At 46.3% G+C, this 22,873-nt stretch carries 22 protein-coding genes and 2 pseudogenes; 18 read left to right on the top strand and 6 right to left on the bottom strand.

Translation table 11 applies throughout. The features are described 5' to 3' along the window. Positions 1 to 81: 81 nt before the first annotated feature. The 6 genes from HU824_RS06300 to HU824_RS06275 all read left to right on the top strand — a co-directional run bounded on the left by HU824_RS06300 (position 82) and on the right by HU824_RS06275 (position 7,888). Positions 82 to 573 (top strand): PaaI family thioesterase, encoded by a 492-nt coding sequence (locus tag HU824_RS06300; RefSeq protein WP_136010562.1) that lies wholly within the window; start codon positions 82 to 84, stop codon positions 571 to 573. 335 nt (positions 574 to 908) lie between these two features. Beyond that, positions 909 to 1,760 (top strand): ATP phosphoribosyltransferase, encoded by an 852-nt coding sequence (gene hisG, locus HU824_RS06295; RefSeq protein ID WP_005832724.1) that lies wholly within the window; start codon positions 909 to 911, stop codon positions 1,758 to 1,760. Between the two features lie 192 nt (positions 1,761 to 1,952). Then, positions 1,953 to 3,227 carry a histidinol dehydrogenase gene (hisD, locus tag HU824_RS06290; RefSeq protein WP_176468391.1) on the top strand — a complete coding sequence of 425 codons (1,275 nt, stop codon included), beginning with the start codon at positions 1,953 to 1,955 and terminating at the stop codon, positions 3,225 to 3,227. Between the two features lie 90 nt (positions 3,228 to 3,317). After that, on the top strand, positions 3,318 to 4,358 hold the full coding sequence (hisC, locus tag HU824_RS06285) for a histidinol-phosphate transaminase (RefSeq protein ID WP_136010564.1): 1,041 nt from the start codon (positions 3,318 to 3,320) through the stop codon (positions 4,356 to 4,358). A gap of 13 nt (positions 4,359 to 4,371) precedes the next feature. Beyond that, positions 4,372 to 5,523, top strand: a complete 1,152-nt coding sequence (gene hisB / locus HU824_RS06280; RefSeq protein WP_176468390.1) for a bifunctional histidinol-phosphatase/imidazoleglycerol-phosphate dehydratase HisB — start codon at positions 4,372 to 4,374, stop codon at positions 5,521 to 5,523. 94 nt (positions 5,524 to 5,617) lie between these two features. Beyond that, positions 5,618 to 7,888 carry a cation:proton antiporter gene (locus HU824_RS06275; protein WP_136010566.1) on the top strand — a complete coding sequence of 757 codons (2,271 nt, stop codon included), beginning with the start codon at positions 5,618 to 5,620 and terminating at the stop codon, positions 7,886 to 7,888. Positions 7,889 to 7,909: 21 nt separating this feature from the next. On the opposite strand, the gene HU824_RS06270 is transcribed toward HU824_RS06275, so the two are convergent. The 5 genes from HU824_RS06270 to HU824_RS06250 all read right to left on the bottom strand — a co-directional run bounded on the left by HU824_RS06270 (position 7,910) and on the right by HU824_RS06250 (position 11,185). Next, positions 7,910 to 8,896, bottom strand: coding sequence for a Gfo/Idh/MocA family protein (locus HU824_RS06270; RefSeq protein WP_016272843.1), 987 nt, complete (start codon positions 8,894 to 8,896; stop codon positions 7,910 to 7,912). Positions 8,897 to 8,911: 15 nt separating this feature from the next. Next, positions 8,912 to 9,331: an RNA-binding S4 domain-containing protein gene (locus HU824_RS06265; protein WP_016272842.1), complete on the bottom strand. Its 420-nt coding sequence runs from the start codon at positions 9,329 to 9,331 to the stop codon at positions 8,912 to 8,914. Then, on the bottom strand, positions 9,328 to 9,891 hold the full coding sequence (pth, locus tag HU824_RS06260) for an aminoacyl-tRNA hydrolase (protein ID WP_016272841.1): 564 nt from the start codon (positions 9,889 to 9,891) through the stop codon (positions 9,328 to 9,330). Before pth ends, HU824_RS06265 begins: the two co-directional genes overlap by 4 nt. A gap of 161 nt (positions 9,892 to 10,052) precedes the next feature. Further along, the gene (locus HU824_RS06255; RefSeq protein ID WP_016272840.1) at positions 10,053 to 10,643 is read right to left on the bottom strand and encodes a 50S ribosomal protein L25/general stress protein Ctc; all 591 of its coding nucleotides are present in this window, start codon (positions 10,641 to 10,643) and stop codon (positions 10,053 to 10,055) included. A 134-nt stretch (positions 10,644 to 10,777) separates the two neighbouring features. Beyond that, a complete protein-coding gene (locus HU824_RS06250; protein ID WP_016272839.1) occupies positions 10,778 to 11,185 on the bottom strand; it encodes a PUR family DNA/RNA-binding protein in 408 nt (135 codons plus the stop codon). 219 nt (positions 11,186 to 11,404) lie between these two features. On the opposite strand from HU824_RS06250, the gene nusB reads away from it, so the two are divergent. The 5 genes from nusB to HU824_RS06225 all read left to right on the top strand — a co-directional run bounded on the left by nusB (position 11,405) and on the right by HU824_RS06225 (position 14,874). Further along, on the top strand, positions 11,405 to 12,331 hold the full coding sequence (nusB, locus tag HU824_RS06245; RefSeq protein ID WP_016272837.1) for a transcription antitermination factor NusB: 927 nt from the start codon (positions 11,405 to 11,407) through the stop codon (positions 12,329 to 12,331). Between the two features lie 38 nt (positions 12,332 to 12,369). Next, on the top strand, positions 12,370 to 12,705 hold the full coding sequence (gene yajC, locus HU824_RS06240) for a preprotein translocase subunit YajC (RefSeq protein WP_016272836.1): 336 nt from the start codon (positions 12,370 to 12,372) through the stop codon (positions 12,703 to 12,705). Between the two features lie 14 nt (positions 12,706 to 12,719). Further along, a complete protein-coding gene (locus HU824_RS06235; protein WP_176468389.1) occupies positions 12,720 to 13,736 on the top strand; it encodes a YbbR-like domain-containing protein in 1,017 nt (338 codons plus the stop codon). Continuing rightward, the gene (gene coaE, locus HU824_RS06230; protein WP_176468388.1) at positions 13,726 to 14,334 is read left to right on the top strand and encodes a dephospho-CoA kinase; all 609 of its coding nucleotides are present in this window, start codon (positions 13,726 to 13,728) and stop codon (positions 14,332 to 14,334) included. Before HU824_RS06235 ends, coaE begins: the two co-directional genes overlap by 11 nt. A 108-nt stretch (positions 14,335 to 14,442) precedes the next feature. Beyond that, entirely contained in the window at positions 14,443 to 14,874 is a 432-nt protein-coding gene (locus HU824_RS06225) for a DUF5606 domain-containing protein (RefSeq protein WP_016272833.1), read from the top strand. A gap of 85 nt (positions 14,875 to 14,959) precedes the next feature. Here HU824_RS06225 and clpB read toward each other — a convergent pair whose 3' ends face one another. Continuing rightward, a complete protein-coding gene (gene clpB, locus HU824_RS06220; protein WP_176468387.1) occupies positions 14,960 to 17,554 on the bottom strand; it encodes an ATP-dependent chaperone ClpB in 2,595 nt (864 codons plus the stop codon). 538 nt (positions 17,555 to 18,092) lie between these two features. Between clpB and HU824_RS06215 the strand changes: the two genes are divergently transcribed. The 7 genes and pseudogenes from HU824_RS06215 to HU824_RS06190 all read left to right on the top strand — a co-directional run bounded on the left by HU824_RS06215 (position 18,093) and on the right by HU824_RS06190 (position 22,870). After that, a complete protein-coding gene (locus tag HU824_RS06215; RefSeq protein ID WP_176468386.1) occupies positions 18,093 to 18,659 on the top strand; it encodes a Crp/Fnr family transcriptional regulator in 567 nt (188 codons plus the stop codon). A gap of 83 nt (positions 18,660 to 18,742) precedes the next feature. Beyond that, a complete protein-coding gene (locus HU824_RS06210) occupies positions 18,743 to 19,489 on the top strand; it encodes a hypothetical protein (RefSeq protein WP_155238461.1) in 747 nt (248 codons plus the stop codon). Between the two features lie 184 nt (positions 19,490 to 19,673). After that, complete coding sequence (locus HU824_RS06205; protein WP_289222468.1) at positions 19,674 to 20,264, top strand: DUF6621 family protein; 591 nt, start codon at positions 19,674 to 19,676, stop codon at positions 20,262 to 20,264. Between the two features lie 80 nt (positions 20,265 to 20,344). Further along, positions 20,345 to 21,364, top strand: coding sequence for a YeiH family protein (locus HU824_RS06200; RefSeq protein WP_176468384.1), 1,020 nt, complete (start codon positions 20,345 to 20,347; stop codon positions 21,362 to 21,364). A gap of 263 nt (positions 21,365 to 21,627) precedes the next feature. After that, positions 21,628 to 21,723: pseudogene (locus tag HU824_RS19700) on the top strand (XRE family transcriptional regulator); the annotation flags it as partial. A gap of 127 nt (positions 21,724 to 21,850) precedes the next feature. After that, entirely contained in the window at positions 21,851 to 22,366 is a 516-nt protein-coding gene (locus HU824_RS06195) for an RNA polymerase sigma factor (RefSeq protein ID WP_176468383.1), read from the top strand. Continuing rightward, a pseudogene (locus tag HU824_RS06190) lies at positions 22,347 to 22,870 on the top strand (hypothetical protein). The gene HU824_RS06195 and the pseudogene HU824_RS06190 overlap by 20 nt, the downstream one beginning before the upstream one ends. The last annotated feature ends 3 nt before the right edge of the window (positions 22,871 to 22,873 follow it).

Genomic DNA, 22,873 nt, shown 5'->3' with positions numbered 1-22,873 from the left:
TAGTTTTCAATCGGAATGACTAATATTGAACGTTTTATTAAGCGAATTTATGAGTCAGAACCAGATAAAGGAGAATACTATATGAAGAAGATTATCAATCCGTGGAAAGATATGGAGGGGTACAACTGTTTCGGTTGCTCTCCCGACAATGAAGCAGGTGTGAGAATGGAGTTTTATGAGGACGGCGACGAGGTGGTGAGTATCTGGAAGCCGCGTCCGGAGTATCAAGGATGGCTGAATACGTTGCATGGAGGCATTCAATCCGTATTGCTGGATGAAATCTGTGGCTGGGTAGTGTTCCGCAAGTTGCAGACCGGTGGGGTAACATCGAAAATGGAGACCCGATTCCGCAAATCCATATCAACCAACGACGCGCACGTGGTACTGCGGGCTTCGCTTCGGGAGCAGAAACGGAATATTGCCATTATAGAAGCGCATCTGTACAATAGCATGGGAGAGCTTTGTACGGAAGCTACATGCACCTACTTCACCTTTCCGAAGGAGAAAGCGGAAGCGGAAATGCATTTTCATAGCTGCGAAGTGGAGCAGGAGGAAATATTGCCGTTGATTTGATTGATTCACCACATATTATTCTTGTTTTAACCTGTGGCAATTGGTGTAATTCGTGGTGGATAAGATGAATTTGAAAGAGAAATCAAACTTTTTGTGATAAATCTTTTGGAGTTTCAAACTTTTAGTTTACTTTTGTCGCATTAAAATCCAAAAAATATGAAGAATATCGTTGCACATCATCACCATCATCATCCTAACGAATAACTCGGTGGGCGTATGAGTGTATATGTACAACAGATGACATAACAGACGAGGCTTGCCGAATATTGGTAAGCCTCGTTTTGTTTTCTGTCATCTCATTCAAAATAGTAAATCGTGAAATAGTAAATAACCTTATGTTAAGAATTGCAGTACAAGCTAAGGGTCGTCTGTATGACGAGACCATGTCGTTTTTGGGAGAATCGGATATAAAGTTGAGTGCCATGAAGCGCTCGTTGTTGGTTCAGTCGTCAAACTTTCCTCTTGAAGTGTTGTTTCTGAGGGATGACGACATTCCGCAGTCTGTGGCTACCGGAGTGGCTGATATAGGAATTGTGGGTGAGAATGAATTTGTTGAGAAGAATGAGGATGCAGAGATAATCAAGCGTCTGGGATTTAGTAAGTGTCGTTTGTCTCTCGCCATGCCGAAGGATATTGAGTATCCGGGGGTGAAGTGGTTTCACGGAAAGAAGATTGCGACATCTTATCCGGGTATCCTTTCCGGCTTTTTGAAAGAGAATGGGGTGAATGCGGAGATACACGTCATTACGGGGTCGGTAGAAGTGGCGCCGGGCATCGGTCTGGCAGATGCCATTTTCGATATTGTAAGTTCCGGTTCTACGCTGGTGAGCAACCGCCTGAAGGAAGTGGAGGTTGTGATGAAGTCCGAAGCCCTGCTGATTGGTAACAGGAACCTGAGCGAGGAAAAGCAAGAGATATTGAGGGAGCTGTTGTTCCGTATGGATGCTGTGAAGACAGCCGAAGATAAGAAGTATGTGCTGATGAATGCCCCGAAAGAGAAACTGGATGAGATTGTCTCTGTACTTCCGGGCATGAAGAGCCCCACGGTGATGCCTTTGGCACAAGAAGGCTGGTGCTCGGTACATACCGTACTCGACGAGAAGTGTTTCTGGGAGATTATCGGAAAGTTGAAGGCATTGGGGGCGGAAGGCATTCTGGTGCTGCCGATTGAGAAAATGATAATTTAAAGCCTCGAGGATGTGTCAAAAGTATATAAACGCTTTCTTTATGTTACGACATTAGGTACGAATTACGCGAAATAGCGCGGAATCGGTAAAATGAATCCGTGAAATCCGCGCCTAATAGAAAGTCTTCAGAGAGTTTTGACACACCTCCAATAATATCATGGTTTATGCATAAATCTTTAAAAACATGTCATTATGATATTGATTAGTAATCCCGATAAATCCCAGTGGCAAGAGATCCTGAAACGTCCGGTGATGAATACGGAGAATCTGTTTGATACGGTACGGAGCGTTATTGACCGTGTGAAGGCAGAGGGAGACCGTGCTGTACTGGATTATGAAGAAAAATTTGATAAAGTGGTACTGGCCTCGCTGGCAGTGTTGGAAGAGGAACAGCAGGAAGCGGAAAACCTGGTGAGTGAAGACTTGAAAGCGGCCATTCGCTTGGCAAAGCAGAACATCGAGACTTTCCACGCCGCACAACGTTTTGAGGGCAAGAAGGTGCAGACCCAACCGGGAGTGACCTGCTGGCAGAAAGCGGTTGCCATAGAAAAAGTGGGATTGTATATTCCCGGAGGAACTGCTCCGCTGTTCTCTACGGTACTGATGCTAGCTGTTCCTGCCAAGATTGCCGGATGCAAGGAGATTGTTCTCTGCACCCCTCCGGGACGTGACGGAAAGGTACATCCCGCTGTGCTGTTTGCCGCAAAAGTGGCAGGTGTCAACCGGATTTTCAAGGCTGGCGGCATACAAGCCATTGCCGCTATGGCATACGGAACGGAGAGTGTACCTAAGGTTTACAAGATATTCGGTCCGGGAAATCAGTATGTTACGGCTGCCAAACAGCTTGTGAGCTTGCGTGATGTGGCGATAGATATGCCGGCAGGACCTTCGGAAGTAGAAGTATTGGCTGACGAAACTGCTAATCCGGTTTTTGTTGCTGCCGACTTATTGAGCCAGGCGGAGCACGGAGTGGACAGCCAGGCTATATTAATCACTACCTCTGTCGAATTGCAACAAGCTGTAAAGGTGGAAGTAGAACGCCAACTAGCCTTACTGCCACGTAAAGAGATTGCCGAAAAGTCTCTTGCCAACAGCAAACTGATTGTTGTGGACAGTATGAAAGAAGCCATCGAACTGACCAACGCATATGCTCCCGAGCATCTTATCATAGAAACCAAAGATTACCTTTCCTTGGCAGAACGTATTGTGAATGCCGGTTCCGTATTCTTGGGTTCCCTCACTCCAGAGAGTGCGGGAGATTATGCTTCGGGCACAAACCACACCTTGCCGACAAACGGCTATGCCAAAGCATACAGCGGTGTCAGCCTCGACAGCTTTATCCGCAAGATAACCTTCCAGGAGATAAAGCCGGAAGGGCTGAATAGCATCGGTCCTGCTATTGAGTTGATGGCTGCCAATGAACAGCTGGATGCGCATAAGAATGCCGTGAGTGTGAGACTTCTTTAATTGATAGTTGATAATGGATAATTATTGTTGTCATTATCTATTATCAATCGTCAATTATCAATCGTTAATTATCCATTATCAACTAATAAAGTGAAAACATTACAAGAACTTACCCGTCCGAATATCTGGCGTCTGAAGCCTTATTCTTCAGCACGTGACGAATATAATGGTGTTGCAGCATCCGTTTTTCTTGATGCAAACGAGAATCCTTATAATATGCCGCACAACCGTTATCCCGATCCTATGCAGCGGGAACTAAAGACAGAATTGTCTAAAATTAAAAAGGTGAGTCCCGATTCCATCTTCTTGGGGAATGGCAGTGACGAAGCTATCGATTTGGTGTTTCGTGCTTTTTGTGAACCCCGTGTGGACAATGTAGTAGCTATAGACCCTACCTATGGCATGTATCAAGTCTGTGCAGATGTCAATGATGTGGAGTATCGTAAGGTGCTGCTTGATGAGGATTTCCAGTTCTCTGCCGACAAGCTTCTGACAGCTGTGGATGAGCATACCAAACTGATTTTTATCTGCTCCCCCAACAATCCCACCGGAAATGATTTGCTCCGTAGCGAGATTGAAACGCTAATCCGTCAGTTTGACGGGCTGGTGATACTGGATGAGGCATACAATGACTTCTCCGAGGCACCTTCCTTGCTCGAAGAATTGGTCAATTATCCAAACCTCATTGTGCTGCAAACCTTCTCCAAAGCATGGGGATGCGCTGCCATCCGTCTGGGTATGGCATTTGCTTCACCGGAGATTATCGGCATCCTCAATAAAATAAAGTATCCCTATAACGTGAACCAGTTGACGCAGAAGCAGGCGATGGAAATGCTTTACCGTTATTATGAAATAGAACGTTGGGTGAAGACGTTGAAGGAAGAACGGGAAATCTTGGAAGCGGAGTTTGCCGTATTGCCATGTACGGTGAAGATGTTCCCCTCTCATGCCAATTTTTTCTTGGCCCGTGTAACGGATGCTGTGAAAATTTACAATTATTTGGTAGGCAAGGGCATTATTGTCCGCAACCGTAATTCTGTTTCACTCTGTGGAAATTGCCTGCGGGTGACAGTAGGAACGAGAGGTGAGAATGAAAAGTTGATTGAAGCGCTGAAAGCATTTACGATTTGAGCATTTATCATTTATGAAGAAAAAAGTTCTTTTTATAGACCGTGACGGAACATTAGTCATTGAGCCGCCGATTGATTATCAGTTAGACTCTCTGGAAAAGTTGGAGTTTTATCCGAAAGTGATGCGTAATCTTGGTTTTATCCGCAGCAAGCTGGATTTTGATTTTGTGATGGTGACCAATCAAGACGGGCTCGGTACAGTTTCCTTTCCGGAAGAGACCTTTTGGCCGGCACACAACCTGATGATGAAGACATTGGAAGGCGAAGGCATCACCTTCGACGATATCTGCATAGATCGAAGCATGCCTGACGACAATGCACCGACCCGCAAGCCGCGTACCGGAATGCTTACCAAGTATCTCGATAACCCGGACTACGATTTGTCCCACAGCTTCGTCATCGGCGACCGATCTACGGATGTGGAACTGGCAAAGAATTTAGGCTGCCGCGCCATTCTTCTGCAAGATGACACGGCATCATTGAAACCCGTTTCCGAAGGTGATGGTGCTGCTTGTGACGGGCTTGAAGATTACTGTGCCCTCGCCACCAAGGATTGGGATAAGGTGGCCGAATTCCTCTTTGCCGGTGAGCGTACAGCGGAAGTACGTCGCGCTACCAAGGAGACAGATATATACGTATTCTTGAATCTGGATGGCGATGGGCATTGCGACATCGCGACCGGACTGGGATTCTTTGACCACATGCTGGAACAGATAGGCAAGCACGGTGGCATAGACCTTACTATCCGTGTGAAAGGTGACCTCGAAGTGGACGAGCATCACACCATTGAAGATACTGCCCTTGCTCTGGGTGAGTGTCTATACCAAGCCTTAGGCAATAAGCGGGGCATTGAACGCTATGGTTATGCCCTTCCTATGGACGACTGCCTTTGCCAGGTGTGTCTTGACTTTGGTGGACGCCCGTGGCTGGTATGGGATGCCGAGTTCAAGCGCGAGAAGGTAGGAGACATGCCTACAGAAATGTTCCTGCACTTCTTCAAATCCTTGAGCGATGCTGCCCGGATGAATCTTAATGTAAAAGCTGAAGGACAGAACGAACATCATAAGATAGAGGGTATTTTCAAGGCGCTGGCACGTGCATTGAAGATGGCGGTGAAGAGGGATATTTATCACTTTGAACTGCCAAGCTCGAAAGGAGTGCTGTAAAAAGGAGATAGAGGATGAACTGTTCCTCCATCTTCTACATCTTATTAAACTTTTCCGTATCTTTGCCAACGAAAAGGTATACAGACGAAGAATTATGTCACACTTGGCTCCCCTCATAGCTGATTTAGCTCTGATATTGATTTGTGCGGGGATTATGACCCTGCTTTTTAAGAAGTTGAAGCAACCGCTGGTATTAGGATATGTAGTTGCAGGATTCCTTGCCAGCCCTCACATGGCCTATACACCGTCGGTGATTGACACGGCTAATATACAGACTTGGGCGGATATAGGTGTTATTTTCCTGCTGTTTGCACTGGGATTGGAATTCAGTTTCAAGAAGATTGTGAAAGTGGGAGGGGCAGCGATTATTGCTGCGTGTACTATCATCTTTTGTATGATATTGTTGGGTGTGGCTGTAGGTACCGGTTTTGGCTGGAAACGGATGGACTGTATCTTTCTGGGTGGTATGATTGCCATGTCGTCCACCACCATTATCTATAAGGCGTTTGATGATTTAGGGATGCGCAAGAAGCAGTTCACGGGATTGGTGCTCAGTGTGCTTATTCTAGAGGATATTCTTGCCATCGTATTGATGGTGATGCTCTCCACGATGGCAGTCAGTCATAACTTCGAGGGTATGGAGATGTTGGAGAGTATTGCCAAATTGCTGTTCTTTTTGATACTTTGGTTCGTGGTGGGTATTTATCTCATTCCCGGATTGCTGAAGCGGTGCCGGAAGCTGATGAGTGAGGAAACCTTGCTGATTGTATCTCTCGGACTCTGTTTCGGTGTGGTGGTGATGGCTGCTCGTACGGGGTTCTCGGCTGCTTTCGGCGCATTTATTATGGGCTCCATTCTTGCCGAAACAGTAGAGGCGGAGAGCATAGAGCGGTTGGTGAAGCCGGTCAAGGACTTGTTCGGTGCCATCTTCTTCGTATCTGTCGGCATGATGGTAGATCCGGCTATGATTACAGAGTATGCTGGACCTATTATCGTGATTACTTTGGCGGTCATTCTCGGGCAATCCCTCTTCGGTACATTGGGTATGTTGCTGGCAGGGCAACCGCTGAAGACGGCCATGCAGTGCGGTTTCAGTCTGACGCAAATAGGTGAGTTTGCCTTTATCATAGCTTCCCTGGGTGTATCGTTGCGCGTCACCAGTCATTTCTTGTATCCTATCGTGGTGGCGGTGTCTGTCATCACTACTTTCCTAACTCCTTATATGATTCGTTTGGCAGATCCAGCTTCCAATCTTGTGGATACGCATTTACCGGAAAAATGGAGAAAGTTCTTGACCCGCTATGCTTCTGGTTCTCAGACCATGAATCATGAAAGTCTGTGGAGGAAGTTGATTTTTGCATTGGTCAGGATTACGGTTGTATATTCCATCATTTGTGTGGCGGTGATAGCTTTGGCATTCCGTTTTTTGGTGCCTTTTGTACATGAGGGTCTGCCCGGTGGATGGGGCTCTTTGCTGGCTGCCTTTATCATCATTCTGTGTATAGCTCCGTTTCTGCGTGCTATCATGCTTAAAAAGAATCACTCGGAAGAGTTCATGACTTTATGGAGGGATAACCGTGGGAATCGGGCACCGTTGGTGGCTACCATTGTACTGCGTTTACTGCTGGGTGTCTCGTTTGTCATGTTCGTTATAGCTGGTTTATTCAAGATGTCTGTGGGGTTGGTATTTGGAGTGGCGGTGTTATTGGTGACTTTGATGATACTCTCCCGTCAGTTGAAGAAGCAGTCTATCATGATAGAGAGGACATTCTTCCAGAATCTGCGGTACCGCGACATGCGTGCCGAGTATATGGGAGAGAAGAAACCGGAGTATGCGGGGCGTCTGCTTTCACGCGACCTGCACTTGACGGATTTTGAGATTTCCGGTGAGTCGGAATGGGCAGGCAGGACATTGGCAGAGCTGAATTTTGGAAAGAAATACGGCATCCATGTGGTCTCCATTCTTCGGGGCAAGAAACGGATTAATATTCCCGGGGCGTCTGTCCGTCTTTTCCCGCAGGACAAGATACAGGTTATTGCTACGGATGAGGAATTGAACACCTTCGGTCTAGAGATGGATAAAGTATCTGCCATGAATGCGGATGTGATAGAGAAGAGTGAAATGATTCTACGACAGTTCTATGTGGACGGGCAATCTCCTTTCTTGAACAAGACCTTGAAAGAGGCAGGAATACGGGAGAAATATCACTGCTTGATTGCCGGTGTGGAACGGGGAGGGGAGACCTTGCATGCTCCCGACCCGCATGAACCTTTTGTAGAGGGGGATGTGGTATGGATTGTAGGCGAGAGTGCCGATGTGTACAAACTGGTTGGCCTGAAATGTGAAGGTTTCGACATGGGGTAAGGTGTGCCTCATGAACACTAATCAGAGTTTGTTCAATATTTTGTCCATTACCCAGTTGGTAAGAGTAGCGCTTTCGCCGTCACAGTTGCAGATTGACTTGCCCAGTAGGTGGTCTACCACTGCTTGAATAAGCGGTTGTTGGACGTAGGTGGGATTTTCGACAATGATTTCTTCACGTCCTCTTTCTGTGTGTAGCGCAATGGGGGCATAAGTAAACACGGAGAAACAAATCATGCCTTTGTCTCCAATGATTTCTATACGATCTTCGCGGGCAGATTCGTGGGCGACAAAACACCAAGAACCGCTGCCCACCAGTCCGTTGTCAAACTGGAAACATGCGCTTAGGGTGTCCTCGGCAGGATATAGTCCGCCACGGTTGCTCTTGTATCCGCTGGCTTCGAGGATGCATCCGAAGATTTCCTGTAACAAATCTATCTGGTGGGGTGCAAGATCATAAAAGTATCCTCCACCGGCAATGTCCGGTTGCACACGCCACGGTAGGTTTTCCTTGTTATGGTCGAGGTCGCGGGGAGGCTGGGCAAAACGGATTTGAATGTTGATGACGTTGCCAATGTGCCCCTCCTCGACCAGTGACTTTACCTTTAGGAAGTAGGGCAGATAGCGGCGGTAATATGCAACAAAACATGGAACACCCGTTTCTTTGGAAATGCGGTTGATGCGGCAGCATTCTTCGTAGGTAACGGCCATCGGCTTCTCTATGTAGACTGGTTTTCCTGCCTTCATGGACATGATGGCGTACGTAGCATGTGAAGAAGGAGGAGTGGCAATGTACACAGCGTTCACCTCATCGTCATCAATCAGCTCCTGGGCATCGTCATACCATTTGGGAATTCCTCTTTCTTTGGCATAGGTCTTGGCCTTGTCGCCATTTCGGCTCATGACGGCTACTACTTCAGAGTTCTCTATTTTCTGAAATGCCGGTCCACTTTTGTATTTGGTCACTTCTCCGCAACCGATGAATCCCCATTTTATTATTCTCTCGCTCATAATCTTTCTCTTATTTTACTCTTCCTCAAAATCGAATTCAAAGTCGAAATCATCCAGAAATTCCGGCTCCGTAAATTCTTCCAGACTCCGGCGGTCTTTTTTCGTTGGCCGTCCAGTACCTTTGGCGCGGTTGACAAAACCGCTGACACGGCTCATCTCCAGCAGTTCATATTGTTCCGGAGTCGTTACATTCTCCATCATTTCGGCCACTAATTTTGCGCCGACACGCTTTTCGATGGGTTGCAGTACTTTGAAAGAGTAGGTGACGGGGGGCTTGCGCACCTGGATGATGTCTCCCGGTTTCACTGTACGGGCAGCCTTTGCCAGTGCGCCATTGATGCTGATGCGTCCTTTTTTGCAAGCTTCGGCGGCTATGGTACGCGTCTTGAAGATGCGTACGGCCCACATCCATTTGTCAATTCTGGCTTCGTTCATTTCTTGTTATATTGATTCATGGTGATATCTATGCCCGCCAAGCAGAAACTTTTGATGATTTCTCCGGCTGTTTCCAGTCTCTCGTCCATTGTTTTCCAATCTTCATCGGTAAAATGTCCCAACACATAGTCAATCTGTCCGCCACGGGGAAAGTCATTGCCGATGCCGAAACGCAGGCGTGCATAATTCTGGGTTCCCAGAGTTGCTGCAATATGTTTAAGGCCGTTATGTCCCGCATCGCTTCCCTTACTTTTTAGGCGCAGTGTGCCGAAAGGTAGTGCAAGGTCATCTACTACTATCAATACATTCTCCAATGGAATGTTTTCCTTTTGCATCCAGTAGCGTACGGCGTTGCCGCTGAGGTTCATAAAGGTAGAAGGCTTCAGCAGTAACAGTTGGCGTCCTTTGACTGACAGTGTTGCGGTGAAGCCATAACGTCCGTCGGTAAAAGTGGCACCTGCTGCTTTGGCTAGAGTATCTGCTACCATGAATCCGATGTTGTGGCGGGTCTCATGATATTCGGGGCCGATATTGCCCAATCCTACAATTAAATATTTCATTATCAGTGATTCAAGTCAATTATCTTTCTTCCTTAAGAGGGAAATGAGCAGTAAAAAAAGAACGCGGACTATCGCAACTTTCCGCGGAAATCAGTATGAAATCTGCGTTGGCTGCGTTAATCCGCGTTCCCGAATATTTAGTCTTTTTTGGAAAGAATCGATTAGTTACCTGCAGCAGCGGCGGCACCTCTTGCAGCACGAGTCAGCTTAACGGCGCATACAACAGCCTCTTTGGCATTCAGCAATTCCAATCCTTCGTATTGCAATTCGCCAACTTTGACAGTCTTACCAAGTCCCAAGTGAGCAACGTTAATAGTCAGTCTTTCAGGAATTACGTTATACAAAGCTTTTACTTTCAGCTTGCGCATCTGGAGTACCAGCTTACCACCGGCCTTAACACCTTCTGCCAAACCTTCCATCTGCACTGGAACTTCCATGACAATGGGCTTAGCCTCGTCGATTTGATAAAAGTCAACGTGCAGGATAGTGTCCTTTACGGGGTGGAATTGGATATCTTTCATAATGGCATTTACTTTTTTGCCATCAATCACCAAGTCTACTACGTAGATGTGCGGAGTGTAAACCAAGTTACGCAGACCTTCTGCAGGTACAGTAAAGTGAACATTTTCACCTGCACCATAAAGTACACAAGGTACACCGTTGTTTTTACGGATAGCTTTCAAAGCTCTTGCTTGTTCCGAAGAACGTTCTGCAATTGTTCTTGCAGTTCCTTTTACTTCAATTGATCTCATTTTTTAATTGTGTTACTCTAAATTAAGTATTATTTTTGCTTAATTCACCATCACACGATGTGGCTTGCCACACGATGTTGCAAAAAAGCGGTGCAAAATTACAGCTTCTTTTTGAATTTTCAAAAGTTTATAACTTAAAATTCAATGTCTATTTTGATTTCTTCGTCCAGAGGATAGGTTTTTTCTTCTTGCGGCACTTCTTCTTTGGACGTTTCGGGAGCTTCTATCTCGTCGTCAGCGGCATGTCTTGTGTAGCAACCCTGCTGTTCCTGGATAAAGCCGATGGCCTGCTGGAGTCCGTTCATGAACTTTTCAAAATCTTCTTTGTATAGAAAGATTTTGTGCTTTTCGAAACTTACTTGCGAGTCGTCTCCCTCGCCCATCACAATTTTTTTGCTTTCCGTAATGGCGAGAAACATTTCGTCTTTTCTGTTTTTCTTGACGTCTAAATAGTAGATGCGCTTACCTGCTTTGATGGATTGGGAGAATACGATCTCCTTGTCGTTCATGTCCGGTGCGTTTTTCTTCTTAAAGTCTTCCATATTATAATAGGTCTCAAATTTGATATTATCACCTTAAAACTTGTATCTCGTAGCTTTTAGCTCTTTATCGGGCTCAAAATTGACGATTTTTTTTAAACTGTCAAAAGAAAAAGGCCGGATATTCAATATCTGCATTAAAAAATGTGATTTATTTATGTAAACTCATTAAAATTGTCTACTTTTGCACCTTGTTAAAACACTAGTATTTACTTTAGAATTATGATCAACAGAGTTCTTATTCGTCTTAAGATTATACAGATTGTATATGCTTATTATCAGAATGGCAGTAAAAATTTAGACTCAGCGGAGAAAGAATTGTTCTTTAGCCTTTCAAAGGCATACGACCTCTACAACTACCTGCTGATGCTGATGATAGCTTTGACGAACTACGCACAAAAACGTATTGATGCGGCAAAAGCTAAGCTGGCTCCTACTGCCGAGGAGTTGTATCCCAACATGAAATTTGTGGAAAACAAGTTCATAGCCCAGTTGGAAGTGAACAAACAGTTGACGGAATTCATCGCCAACCAAAAACGTACATGGGCCAATGATGAGGATTTCGTTAAGGGATTGTATGAGAAAATTGTGGAATCTGATATATATAAGGAATATATGGCTTCTTCGGACGATTCTTACGAATGCGACCGTGAATTGTGGAGAAAGCTGTATAAGACTTTTGTCTTCAACAACGAAGCTTTGGACAATGTGCTCGAAGACCAGAGTCTCTACTGGAATGACGACAAGGAGATTGTGGATACTTTCGTGCTGAAAACTGTCAAGCGTTTCGAAGAGAAGAATGGTGCCAACCAGGAGCTTCTGCCAGAGTTCAAGGATGAGGAAGACCAGGAATTTGCACGTCGTTTGTTCCGCCGTACTATTTTGAACTGTGACTATTACCGTCACCTTATCAGCGAGAATACCCGTAATTGGGACTTGGACCGTGTAGCCTTTATGGATGTTGTAATCATGCAGAGTGCCTTGGCCGAAATATTAAGTTTCCCGAACATTCCGGTGAGTGTTTCGTTAAACGAATATGTGGATATTGCCAAAGTTTACAGCACGGCCAAAAGCGGTAGTTTTGTAAACGGTACATTGGACGGAATAGTTAATCAATTGAAAAAAGAAGGTAAGTTGACGAAAAACTAATACCTTTGTTTAATAATAGAAACCAAAACTGAGTATTTATGAACTTAATGACTGTATTTTTCCTGCAAGCTCCCGTTGCAGGCCCAGCTGCTAATGGTAGCATGATGTGGATTATGCTGATAGCCATGTTCGTTATAATGTATTTCTTTATGATTCGTCCTCAAAACAAGAAGCAAAAGGAAATAGCAAACTTCCGTAAATCGCTTCAAGTGAATCAGAAAGTAATCACAGCCGGTGGTATCCATGGTGTTATCAAGGAAATCAACGACAATGACGTGGTGCTTGAAATCGCTTCTAACGTTAAGATTCGTATAGACAAGAATTCTATTTTTGCTGCAGCTGCTGATGCGAACAGCAGTCAGGCATCTAAATAATGGAATGTGAGCCTATGTTTGAACGTAGGAACATACAACGTACATATCTGAGGATATCAAGAGAAGTGAAGGACTTTCTGCTTAGCGATAAAAGCAGAGAGTTCTTCATTTTTTTGTTTTTCTTCTTTGTAGCCGGTGGTTTCTGGCTTTTGCAGACCCTGAACAACGATTATGAGGCAGACTTTTCCATACCGGTGCGGCTGAAGGGAGTACCCAATAATGTAGTGATTACTTCTGAACCTGCTTCAGAACTCCGCATCAAGGTAAAAGATAAGGGAACGGTACTGCTCAACTACATGTTGGGAAAGAGCTTTTATCCCGTGATTCTCGATTATGCCGATTATAAGGGCGTGGATAATCAAGTAAGGATATATCCCCCGCAGTTTGAAAAGAAAGTGCTGAACCAGTTGAATGCCTCTACCCGCTTGCTTTCCATGAAGCCGGACACATTGGAGTACATCTACTCGACGGGAGCTTCCAAACTGGTTCCGGTGAAGTTGCGCGGCACATTGAGTGCTGGGCGTGAGTATTACCTTTCGGATACGATATTCAGTCCCGATTCCGTATTGGTGTATGCACCGCAAGGCGTGTTGGATACGATTACTGTTGCTTGTACGCAACCGGTGAAGCTGGAAGATATATCGGATACCTTGAGGCAGCAAGTCTCTCTGCGTATTCAGAAAGGTGTGAAGTTTGTGCCTTCTTCCATCGAGATGATGCTTCCGGTGGATATTTATACGGAAAAGACAGTGGAGGTGCCGTTGCGTGGCGTTAACTTTCCTGCCGACAAGGTGCTACGTGCTTTCCCTTCCAAGGTACAGGTTACGTTTCAGGTCGGTCTGAGTCATTTCAGGCAGATTAACGCTGATGATTTTCATATTTACGTGTCTTATGAGGAACTGCTTCACCTGGGGTCCGACAAGTATACGGTAAAGATTAAGAATCTGCCGAAAGGGGTGAGTCAGGTGCGCTTCAATCCGGCACAGGTGGATTTCCTGATAGAGCAAGTTTCTCCTGATTATGGCGATTAAAATAGGTATAACCGGTGGTATCGGTAGCGGAAAAAGTATGGTATCCCGGCTGCTGGAAGTACTGGGTGTTCCCGTCTATATCTCGGACTTGGAGACGAAAAGGCTGATGGCATCCGATTTATTTATCCGTGAGGAGTTATCTGCCTTGCTTGGTGCGGAAGTGTATGCCGGTGGCACGCTGAACAAGCCTTTGTTGGCGTCTTATCTTTTCAGCAGTCCGGAGCATGCCAAAGAAATCAACGGTATCGTTCATCCTCGTGTAAAGGAGGATTTCAGGCGGTGGGCACAATGCCACGCTGCTTCTGCCATTGTCGGCATAGAATCGGCCATCCTGGTTGAAGCGGGTTTTACGGGTGAAGTGGATGCCATTGTCATGGTCTATGCACCCGAAGAGGTGCGCATTTCACGCGCCGTCCGGCGGGATGCTTCCTCGCGTGAGTTGATAGAAAAGCGTGTCCGTAGCCAGATGGACGACGAAGAAAAGCGTAAATATGCAGATTTCGTCATTGTAAATGATGGTGAAACTCCATTGATTCCGCAAGTTTTAGAGCTAATCGGTTCTTTCTCTGAAAGAATGCACTACCTGTTACGAAAATAGGTATCTCCTTCATGATAAAAATAAGCACGCTTATTTTGTATTCTCTTCGGCTTACATTATCTTTGCCCCCCGAAAAAATAACTACTAATCATCAAAACAGAATATATTATGTTGAAGACAATTTTGACTATTTCCGGTAAACCGGGATTATATAAGCTTGTTTCCCAGGGAAAAAATATGTTGATTGTAGAGTCGCTTGCAGACAAGAAGCGTTTCCCTGCCTATGGTAATGAGAAGATTACTTCTTTGGGCGATATCGCCATGTATACAGATACGGAAGATGTTCCTTTGAAGGAAGTGTTTCTTTCCATGAAGAAAAAGGAAAACGGTGCTGCCGTAGCGATGGATTTGAAGAAAGCTACTGCCGACGACTTGCGTGCTTACCTGGCGGAGGTGTTGCCTACCTTCGATCGCGACCGCGTATATCCGTCCGACATCAAGAAACTGATTGCTTGGTATAATCTGCTGGTGGCAAGCGGTATGACAGATTTTGAAGGAACTCCTGCAGCAGAAACGAAAGAGGAAAGCAAGGCCGAGTAACCGGAGAAGGATTGAAATACAAAATAAAAGAGGCGATTCCCAATAGTCGGGAATCGCCTCTTTTATTTGAGGATACGGATTGTTTTCAATTTCTGAAAATCAGTCCGTCGTCAGTGGTATTGGCATCCACTGTAATAGGCTTGCTGCGGTCTACTTCCTGAGACAGTAGTTTCTTCGACAAATCGTTCAGTAAATAGTGCTGTATGGCACGCTTCACCGGACGGGCGCCGAATTCAGGGTCATAACCTGCATTGGCAAGGAAGTTTATGGCGGTATTTGTCAGAACCAGTTCCACACCGTTATCGGAAAGCATCTTCTGCACACTCTTGATTTGGAGTACCACAATCTGCTTGATTTCGGACTCTGTCAGCGGCAGAAACATGATGGTTTCGTCGATACGGTTCAGGAACTCCGGACGGATGGTCTTTTTCAGCATATTCATCACTTCCTTCTTGGTTTCCTCTACGATTTGCTCCTTATTGCTACTGTTGAGCTTCTCCATCTGGCTTTGGATATAGCCACTGCTCATGTTGGAGGTCATGATGATAATCGTATTTTTGAAGTTGACCGTACGTCCTTTGTTGTCCGTCAGACGTCCGTCATCCAGCACTTGCAGCAAGATGTTGAATACGTCCGGATGCGCTTTCTCGATTTCGTCAAACAGAACGACAGAATATGGTTTCCGCCTTACGGCTTCTGTCAGTTGTCCGCCTTCATCGTAGCCCACATATCCCGGAGGCGCTCCGACCAGACGGGAAACGCTGTGTTTCTCCTGATACTCGCTCATGTCGATGCGGGTCATCATTGTCTCGTCGTCAAAGAGGAACTCCGCCAGTGCCTTTGCCAATTCCGTCTTACCCACACCGGTGGTTCCCAGGAAAAGGAATGAGCCGATAGGACGTTTCGGGTCTTGCAGTCCGGCACGGCTGCGGCGTACGGCATCGGATACGGCCTCGATGGCTTCGTCTTGCCCGATAACCCGCTGGTGCAGTTCCGCTTCCAGATGCAACAGTTTCTCCTTTTCACTTTGCAGCATCTTGCTTACCGGTATGCCGGTCCAGCGGGATACTACGTCGGCGATGTCTTCAGCATCCACTTCCTCTTTAATCATGGCCTTGTCGCCCTGCATTTCGTGCAATTTTTGCTGTGTTTCCTCAATCTCCCGGTTCAGCGTTTGCAGTTTGCCGTAACGGATTTCGGCCACCCGGCCATAGTCGCCTTCCCGTTCTGCCTTGTCGGCCTCGAACTTCAGGTTCTCTATTTCCACCTTATTCTGCTGGATTTTGTTGACAAGGGTCTTTTCACTTTGCCATTTCGCCTTGTACGAATTTTCCTGCTCCTTCAGCTCGGCAAGTTCTTTGCCGATTTGTTCCAGCTTGGGCTTGTCGTTTTCGCGCTTGATGGCTTCACGTTCAATCTCCAGCTGCTTTATCTTACGCGAGATTTCGTCCAGTTCTTCCGGAACGGAATCGACCTCCATACGCAGCTTGGCAGCGGCTTCGTCCATCAGGTCGATAGCCTTGTCCGGCAAGAAACGGTCGGTGATGTAACGGTTGCTCAACTCTACGGCGGCGATGATGGCATCGTCTTTGATGCGGACGTGGTGATGGTTCTCATAACGTTCCTTCAGACCTCGCAGAATGGAAATGGTGCTCAGCGTGTCCGGCTCGTTCACCATGACAATCTGGAAGCGGCGTTCCAACGCTTTGTCCTTCTCGAAATACTTCTGATATTCATCAAGGGTAGTGGCCCCGATGCTTCTCAGTTCACCGCGTGCCAGGGCGGGTTTCAGGATGTTGGCAGCATCCATGGCGCCTTCGCCCTTACCTGCACCCACCAAGGTATGGATTTCATCAATGAAGAGGATAATCTCTCCTTCGGACTTCTTTACTTCGTTGATGACGGCTTTCAGGCGTTCTTCAAATTCGCCTTTGTACTTGGCGCCGGCTACCAGTGCACCCATATCCAGGGAGTAGACTTGTTTGTTCTTCAAGTTCTCGGGGACGTCTCCACGCAAGATACGGTGGGCAAGTCCTTCTACGATAGCAGTTTTACCGGTACCCGGTTCACCGATAAGAATCGGGTTGTTCTTGGTACGCCGGCTCAGAATCTGCAGGACACGCCGTATCTCTTCGTCACGACCGATGACGGGGTCCAGTTTGCCGCTGCGGGCTGCTTCGTTCAGATTGATGGCATACTTTTCCAATGACTGGTAAGTGTCTTCGCTGGATTGTGAAGTTACTTTTTCTCCTTTCCGCAGTTCGTTGATAGCTTCCCGCAGTTCGCGTTCCGTCATCCCGGCATCTTTCAGAATGGTGGATGCAGTGCTTTTCACGTTCAGCAAAGCCAGCAGCACCGGCTCCAGGGAGACGAATTCATCACCCATTTCCTTGGAATATTGGGTGGCTTTCTGGAACACTTCGTTCGTTTCACGGCTCAGGTACGGTGTTCCGCCGGACACCTTGGGCAGAGAATCAATTTGCTTGTCCAGTACAAGTGCTATCTGCTGACCGTTCATGCCCAGCTTCTGGAAGATGAAGTTGGTGACATTTTCGCCTACTTTCATCACACCTTGAAGCACATGCACGGGCTCGATGGTCTGCTGTCCACGGCCTTGTACCAGGTTCACAGCTTCCTGCACTGCTTCTTGCGCTTTAATGGTAAAGTTGTTAAAGTTCATATTTTTGTTCTCCTTTCTATTTTATCAGTTTCATAACGCTTTGGAAGGCGCAAAAGATTTGCCATTGGCATATTTCGGACAAATTGTCTGCATATAAGTCTTGTATTGTGACAAATTGTCTGTAAATCAGTCGTTTTGTTCCTTTCCTTTCTACTTCTTTAGAACAGGAGTTGGAGCAAAGTTCCTTTTCGCATTGAACTCTATTGGATAAGGAGAAGGACAATAGATGTGTTGTGCATGAGATGTACATCTCATGTGTGACGAGATGCACATATCGCGATACACGAGATGCATATCTCATGCAGTAAGGGACTTGTGCTTTAGTAGCTAAGTCTTCGTGTTCTCCCCTTCTCCGGGAAGGAGGGGTGCCCAACGGGCGGGGTGGTAGGGAGCACAAAACTTAGGAAAGAAGGCTTGAATGGAATTTGAAGCAGCTTCTAAAGTCTCATAATAGTTTCCAAAAGAATTGCGCATGTCATTGATTATTCCGATGTTTGTATCCGACAATTATTTACGCACTGTATGTCACTAAGTACGTATGGAGAATTTCAACACCTATCTGGCGAATATTGATACCGGTTTCTGGCGCAACATCTGCGCTGAGAATGGAATGTTGCGTCGTTATAAGAAAGGAGACTGTTTTTGCCGGGCTGGTGAGGCAAAGAGCCTGCTCGGTTTTATCACGAGCGGCATCTTCAAGTATGTTATCACTGATTCCAATGGAAATGAATGGGTTACCGGATTTGTATTTGCTGATACTCCGGTAGGTGATTTCTTGAATCTGGTTTCGGACGACCTTACCCGAACGGACATCATTGCCGTTACTGATGCCGATGTTTTTGTATGCGAGGGCTTTGTGGTAGGCTGTTTGTTTCGGGAAAATCGGGCATTGTTTGCCCGAACGGCCGAAGGGCTTCTCAGGCAGACTTACAACCGTTTTCTGAATTTATACGGCCAGTCACCGAAAGAACGTTATCTGGCTCTCGTTGCCCAATGCCCTGAGATTTTGCAACAAGTATCTTTGAAAGAGTTGGCGTCTTATCTGCAAATCACGCCGACATACCTGAGTCGTATCCGCAAAGAAATCACTTTCAACAGGGAATAGGGTATCCGGAACCTGCAACTCTCAACTTAGGTTGAGAACATTTTCGCTTCGTGTCCGTAGCTTTGCGGAAAAAGTTCTCGGTTATGAAAAGAATATTTGCGATGTTATTCGTTGGCATTCTTTGGTGGGGGTGCCTGAGTGAAAATGAAGATGAAAAGTTTGTGCCGGCCGGCCGCTACAAGTTGCCTTCGACCGCAACGTTCGGAAAAGTGCGTATGTACACATCCCAAGGGGCAGTGACTGATGAGGCAAAAATCAGGAAGTTCTTGTCCGGGGTGCCTAAGCCGGACTTGCAAGAGGGTGCCGTGGATTATGCGGAACTCTTTTCTTTTGATACCTTCTCACGCCCCGTCGGCGATGGAGAGCAGTTGGATGTTACATTCTATTCGGATAAAGCCGTTGTGCAGACAAACCTGCTGTCCGGTTTCGGGGTGGCTCCTGATGAACCTTACGAAGCATCTGTTTTTAATTCTGGCAACCTGTTTATAGTAAGTAAAGGGAAATCTGCTATGGATGTGCCTATAACGAGCATAACAGAATTCTTCGAGAAAGATGGTGTGAAGAAAATCAGTACGGAGTCCCACTACCTGCGTACTCCTGTCACCTATATGCCCGGCAGAATAAATTTTGCCTTGCTGGAGCAAAACGGACAGCTCATCTTGCCTTTCTTGCATTACGTGCATGGGCGGCATTTGCAGCACGATATCCGTAGCTACAGTGCAGAATCGACGTGCAACCTGCTTAATGCGGACTTTATAAAGCATATCCCTGTGGGTGATACAATCGTAGTTCGGGAAAGCTGGGTTGTCTTGCAGAAACAAAAGCACTGACAGGCCGGTCTGGTTCAGGAGCTGTCCTTATTTTGTTCCGGCTTTCTTCTGAGAGTTGTTTTTTAATAGAAGATAAACTTCATGGCCGGGACTGAAAGAATACTTCCTGTATATTGATACTTATGCCGACATTTTCACTATCTTTGGGCGCTTGAATTATTTATGGAGCAATATGGAAAATAATGTGAAGTTTTCAAAGAATGTGATATTGGTGGACGTTTCGTTTCTTGACGAAACGGTTTCGGACATAAAGTCTTTTTTAGGAGAACGCTTGGGGCGCACCCTGCCCGATGTGGACTTGCCTGCCTGGCTCAGCTATTTGGCTCTTGATGCCGGATTGCGCGAGGGAGACAACGAGATACAAGTACTGTTGGTACACGGTGGAGAAGTGTCCGCATTGCCTCACTGCCGGCCTGCGGATTTGAAAGAACTGGACGATGTGGCTTGTCGCACGCCGTTAGGCGAGTTTGCCTTTTCGCGCGTCAGCTCTGCCGGTATGGCCGCTTCCTCGGATTTGTTTATAGACCTGATGCATCTGGCCTTGGACTCGGCCGATGTGGAGTGCCTCGCACTGGTCCCTTTCCATCGCTTGTATGCCGGCAAGGTGGAAGAGGAGTTGCGGAAATGTTTGGGCAAGCAGGAAAAGCAGAAAGAAGCCGGACGGGTGGTTTACTTCATGATGGCTGCTCCGCAAGTTCCTATTCCCTGTGTGACGGACTCCGTACTCTATTCGCTGTCGCACGTATTGGGCATAAAACCGGAAGAGCTGGAATAACAGCAGCCCCCTTGCTCCCTTGGCAAGCTTGCTATTGATAAAAGTCGAATGAACAATAAAATAAAATATTATAAAGTATTATGGTTTCAAATCAAATGTCAACCAAAGGCTTGATGCCTTTTCTGCAATACCACCGAAAGACGATTTACGTATCTCTCTTGGCCTTGCTTTCTCTCTTCCTGTTGTTGGATTATCTACCCGGCATGCATGCCTATTCGGCGTGGGTCACTCCGCCGGTAGCCTTGTTCTTAGGCTTGGCTTTTGCCTTGCTGTGTGGGCAGGCACATCCGAAGTTCAATAAGAAGACTTCAAAGTACCTGTTGCAATACTCTGTCGTAGGGTTAGGATTCGGAATGAATCTGCAGGCTTCCCTGGCTTCGGGCAAGGAGGGAATGGAGTTCACGATTATTTCTGTAGTGGGGACATTGCTCATTGGCTGGCTCATTGGGCGTAAGTTCCTGAAAGTGGATCGTGACACTTCCTATCTTATCAGTTCCGGTACGGCTATCTGCGGAGGAAGTGCCATTGCGGCTGTGGGTCCGGTGTTGAAGGCAAAGGACAGTGAGATGTCTGTGGCATTGGGCACCATCTTTATATTGAATGCCATTGCATTGTTTGTTTTCCCGTTGATAGGCCACGCTTTGAACATGAGCCAGCATGAGTTCGGCACATGGGCGGCCATTGCCATACATGATACGAGTTCGGTAGTAGGAGCGGGTGCCGCATACGGCGAGGAGGCATTGCAGGTGGCAACGACCATAAAGCTGACGCGTGCCTTATGGATTATTCCTTTGGCTTTGGTAACTTCGTTCATCTTTAAGAGTAAGGGACAGAAAATCAGTATTCCCTGGTTTATCTTCTTCTTTGTGCTGGCTATGATTTTCAATACTTATGTGCTGGGTACTACCGAAACGGGTGCCATGATTGGGGAGGGAATCAATTCTTTGGCCCGCAAGATGCTGACCATCACTCTGTTCTTTATCGGTGCCTCTCTGTCACGTGATGTACTGAAGGCAGTAGGTATCAAGCCCTTGATACAAGGCACCTTGTTGTGGATAGTGATTAGTGTGGGCACGTTGGCATATATCTACTTGTTCTGATTGCATCGGTCTGGCAGTTCTTGAAGTATAACTTCCGGTTGAAGAGGTCGGTAAGATTTTTGCAACGTATTTCTTTCCTCATTGGATATGTAGACAAATACACATCTCGGGATAACCGGGGTGTGTATTTCTTTTAATATCCTTCTCCATCGACGCCGGACCGGAGCAAGTGGAAGCCAGGTTATGATACCTTTTGCTTCCAGCATTGCTTTTGTCCTCGGTTCGGCGTGCTGACCAGTTAATACAATGTTCCAGAAAAGTGGCTCTCCACAGCGAAGGTGTTGGTGGAGTTTGAGCTGAAGCCTGAAGACATTGCAAAATTGAACCTCAAAAAGCGGATTGCTGATGTCTTGAAATAAGCGTACTCTTGGACTGATGCTGTTGGTGTTTTCATTTTTTCCCATTTTTTCTTTCTGACCGTGTAACAAAATCCTTTCCTCCTACGTCTGAAGGGTATAAACAGAATCTACTATTGATAAATAGCCCATGGACGCTGAAAGTTTTAAAAAAGAGTTTCTGCCATATCATCGCAAGCTGTACTGCATAGCTTATAGGCTGTTGGAGAATGCTGCCGACGCTGAAGATTTGGTGCAGGAAGCTTATCTGAAGTTGTGGGACAAGCGGGAAGGACTGGCCATTATCAGTAATCCGGAAGCATTCAGCGTTACTCTGGTGAAAAATATGTGCTTTGATTTGCTTCGTTCAGGAAAGTATACTTTGAGCAGACAGAGCGTGGAGTTGGCCGAAGTGCATAATGTGTCTCAAGCAGATAACTTTGAAGCGCGGGATGAAGCGCAGCAGGTAAGGCACATCATTGCCCATTTGCCGATGCAACAACAGAGAATAGTAACGTTGCGTGATGTCAAGGGATGCTCTTATGAAGAGATAGAGCAGGTCACCGGATTGAACGCCACCAATGTTCGTGTACTGTTGTCCCGGGCAAGAAAAAAGATACGTGAGGAATTTAATAAATGGAGTAACTATGAAAGTCGAGGAAATTGAAAGGCTGCTCGCCGAATTTTATGAAGGGAATACCAACGAGCAGGAAGAAGAGTTGTTGAAGGAAGCTTTCAGAACCGAAGAAGTGCCCGAGCACTTGCAGAAGGACAAGAAACTCTTTCTCAGCTTTTTCCCGGGGAAGTGGTGGATAATGTTCCCACCGGATTGGAGGATAAACTGAGTCGGATGATTGATGAAAAGGCTGAAGAGGAACAACGTTTTTTCCACCGGAACAAGGCCAAACGTAATTGGCGCTGGATAGGAGGTATTGCTGCCACCATTCTGGTTCTTGTAGGTGTAGGTTATGGCATTACGAACATGGGAGAGGATATGCGTCCTCCTACACCTCAGGACACTTTCTCCGATCCGGAAGCTGCTTATAAGGCATTGCAGGCCACTTTAATCGAGGTGTCTGCGAATCTGAACAAGGGAATTGAACAGATAGAGGAAACGCGGATAGACGTAACGAAGGTGAACCAGGAAGTAAGAAAAGAAATTCAACGATAATCT

Origin of the sequence: Bacteroides sp. L10-4 (assembly GCF_013373675.1) — a bacterium.
Classification (GTDB): Bacteria; Bacteroidota; Bacteroidia; order Bacteroidales; family Bacteroidaceae; genus Bacteroides; species Bacteroides muris.
This window is presented reverse-complemented; position numbering and strand designations above follow the sequence as displayed.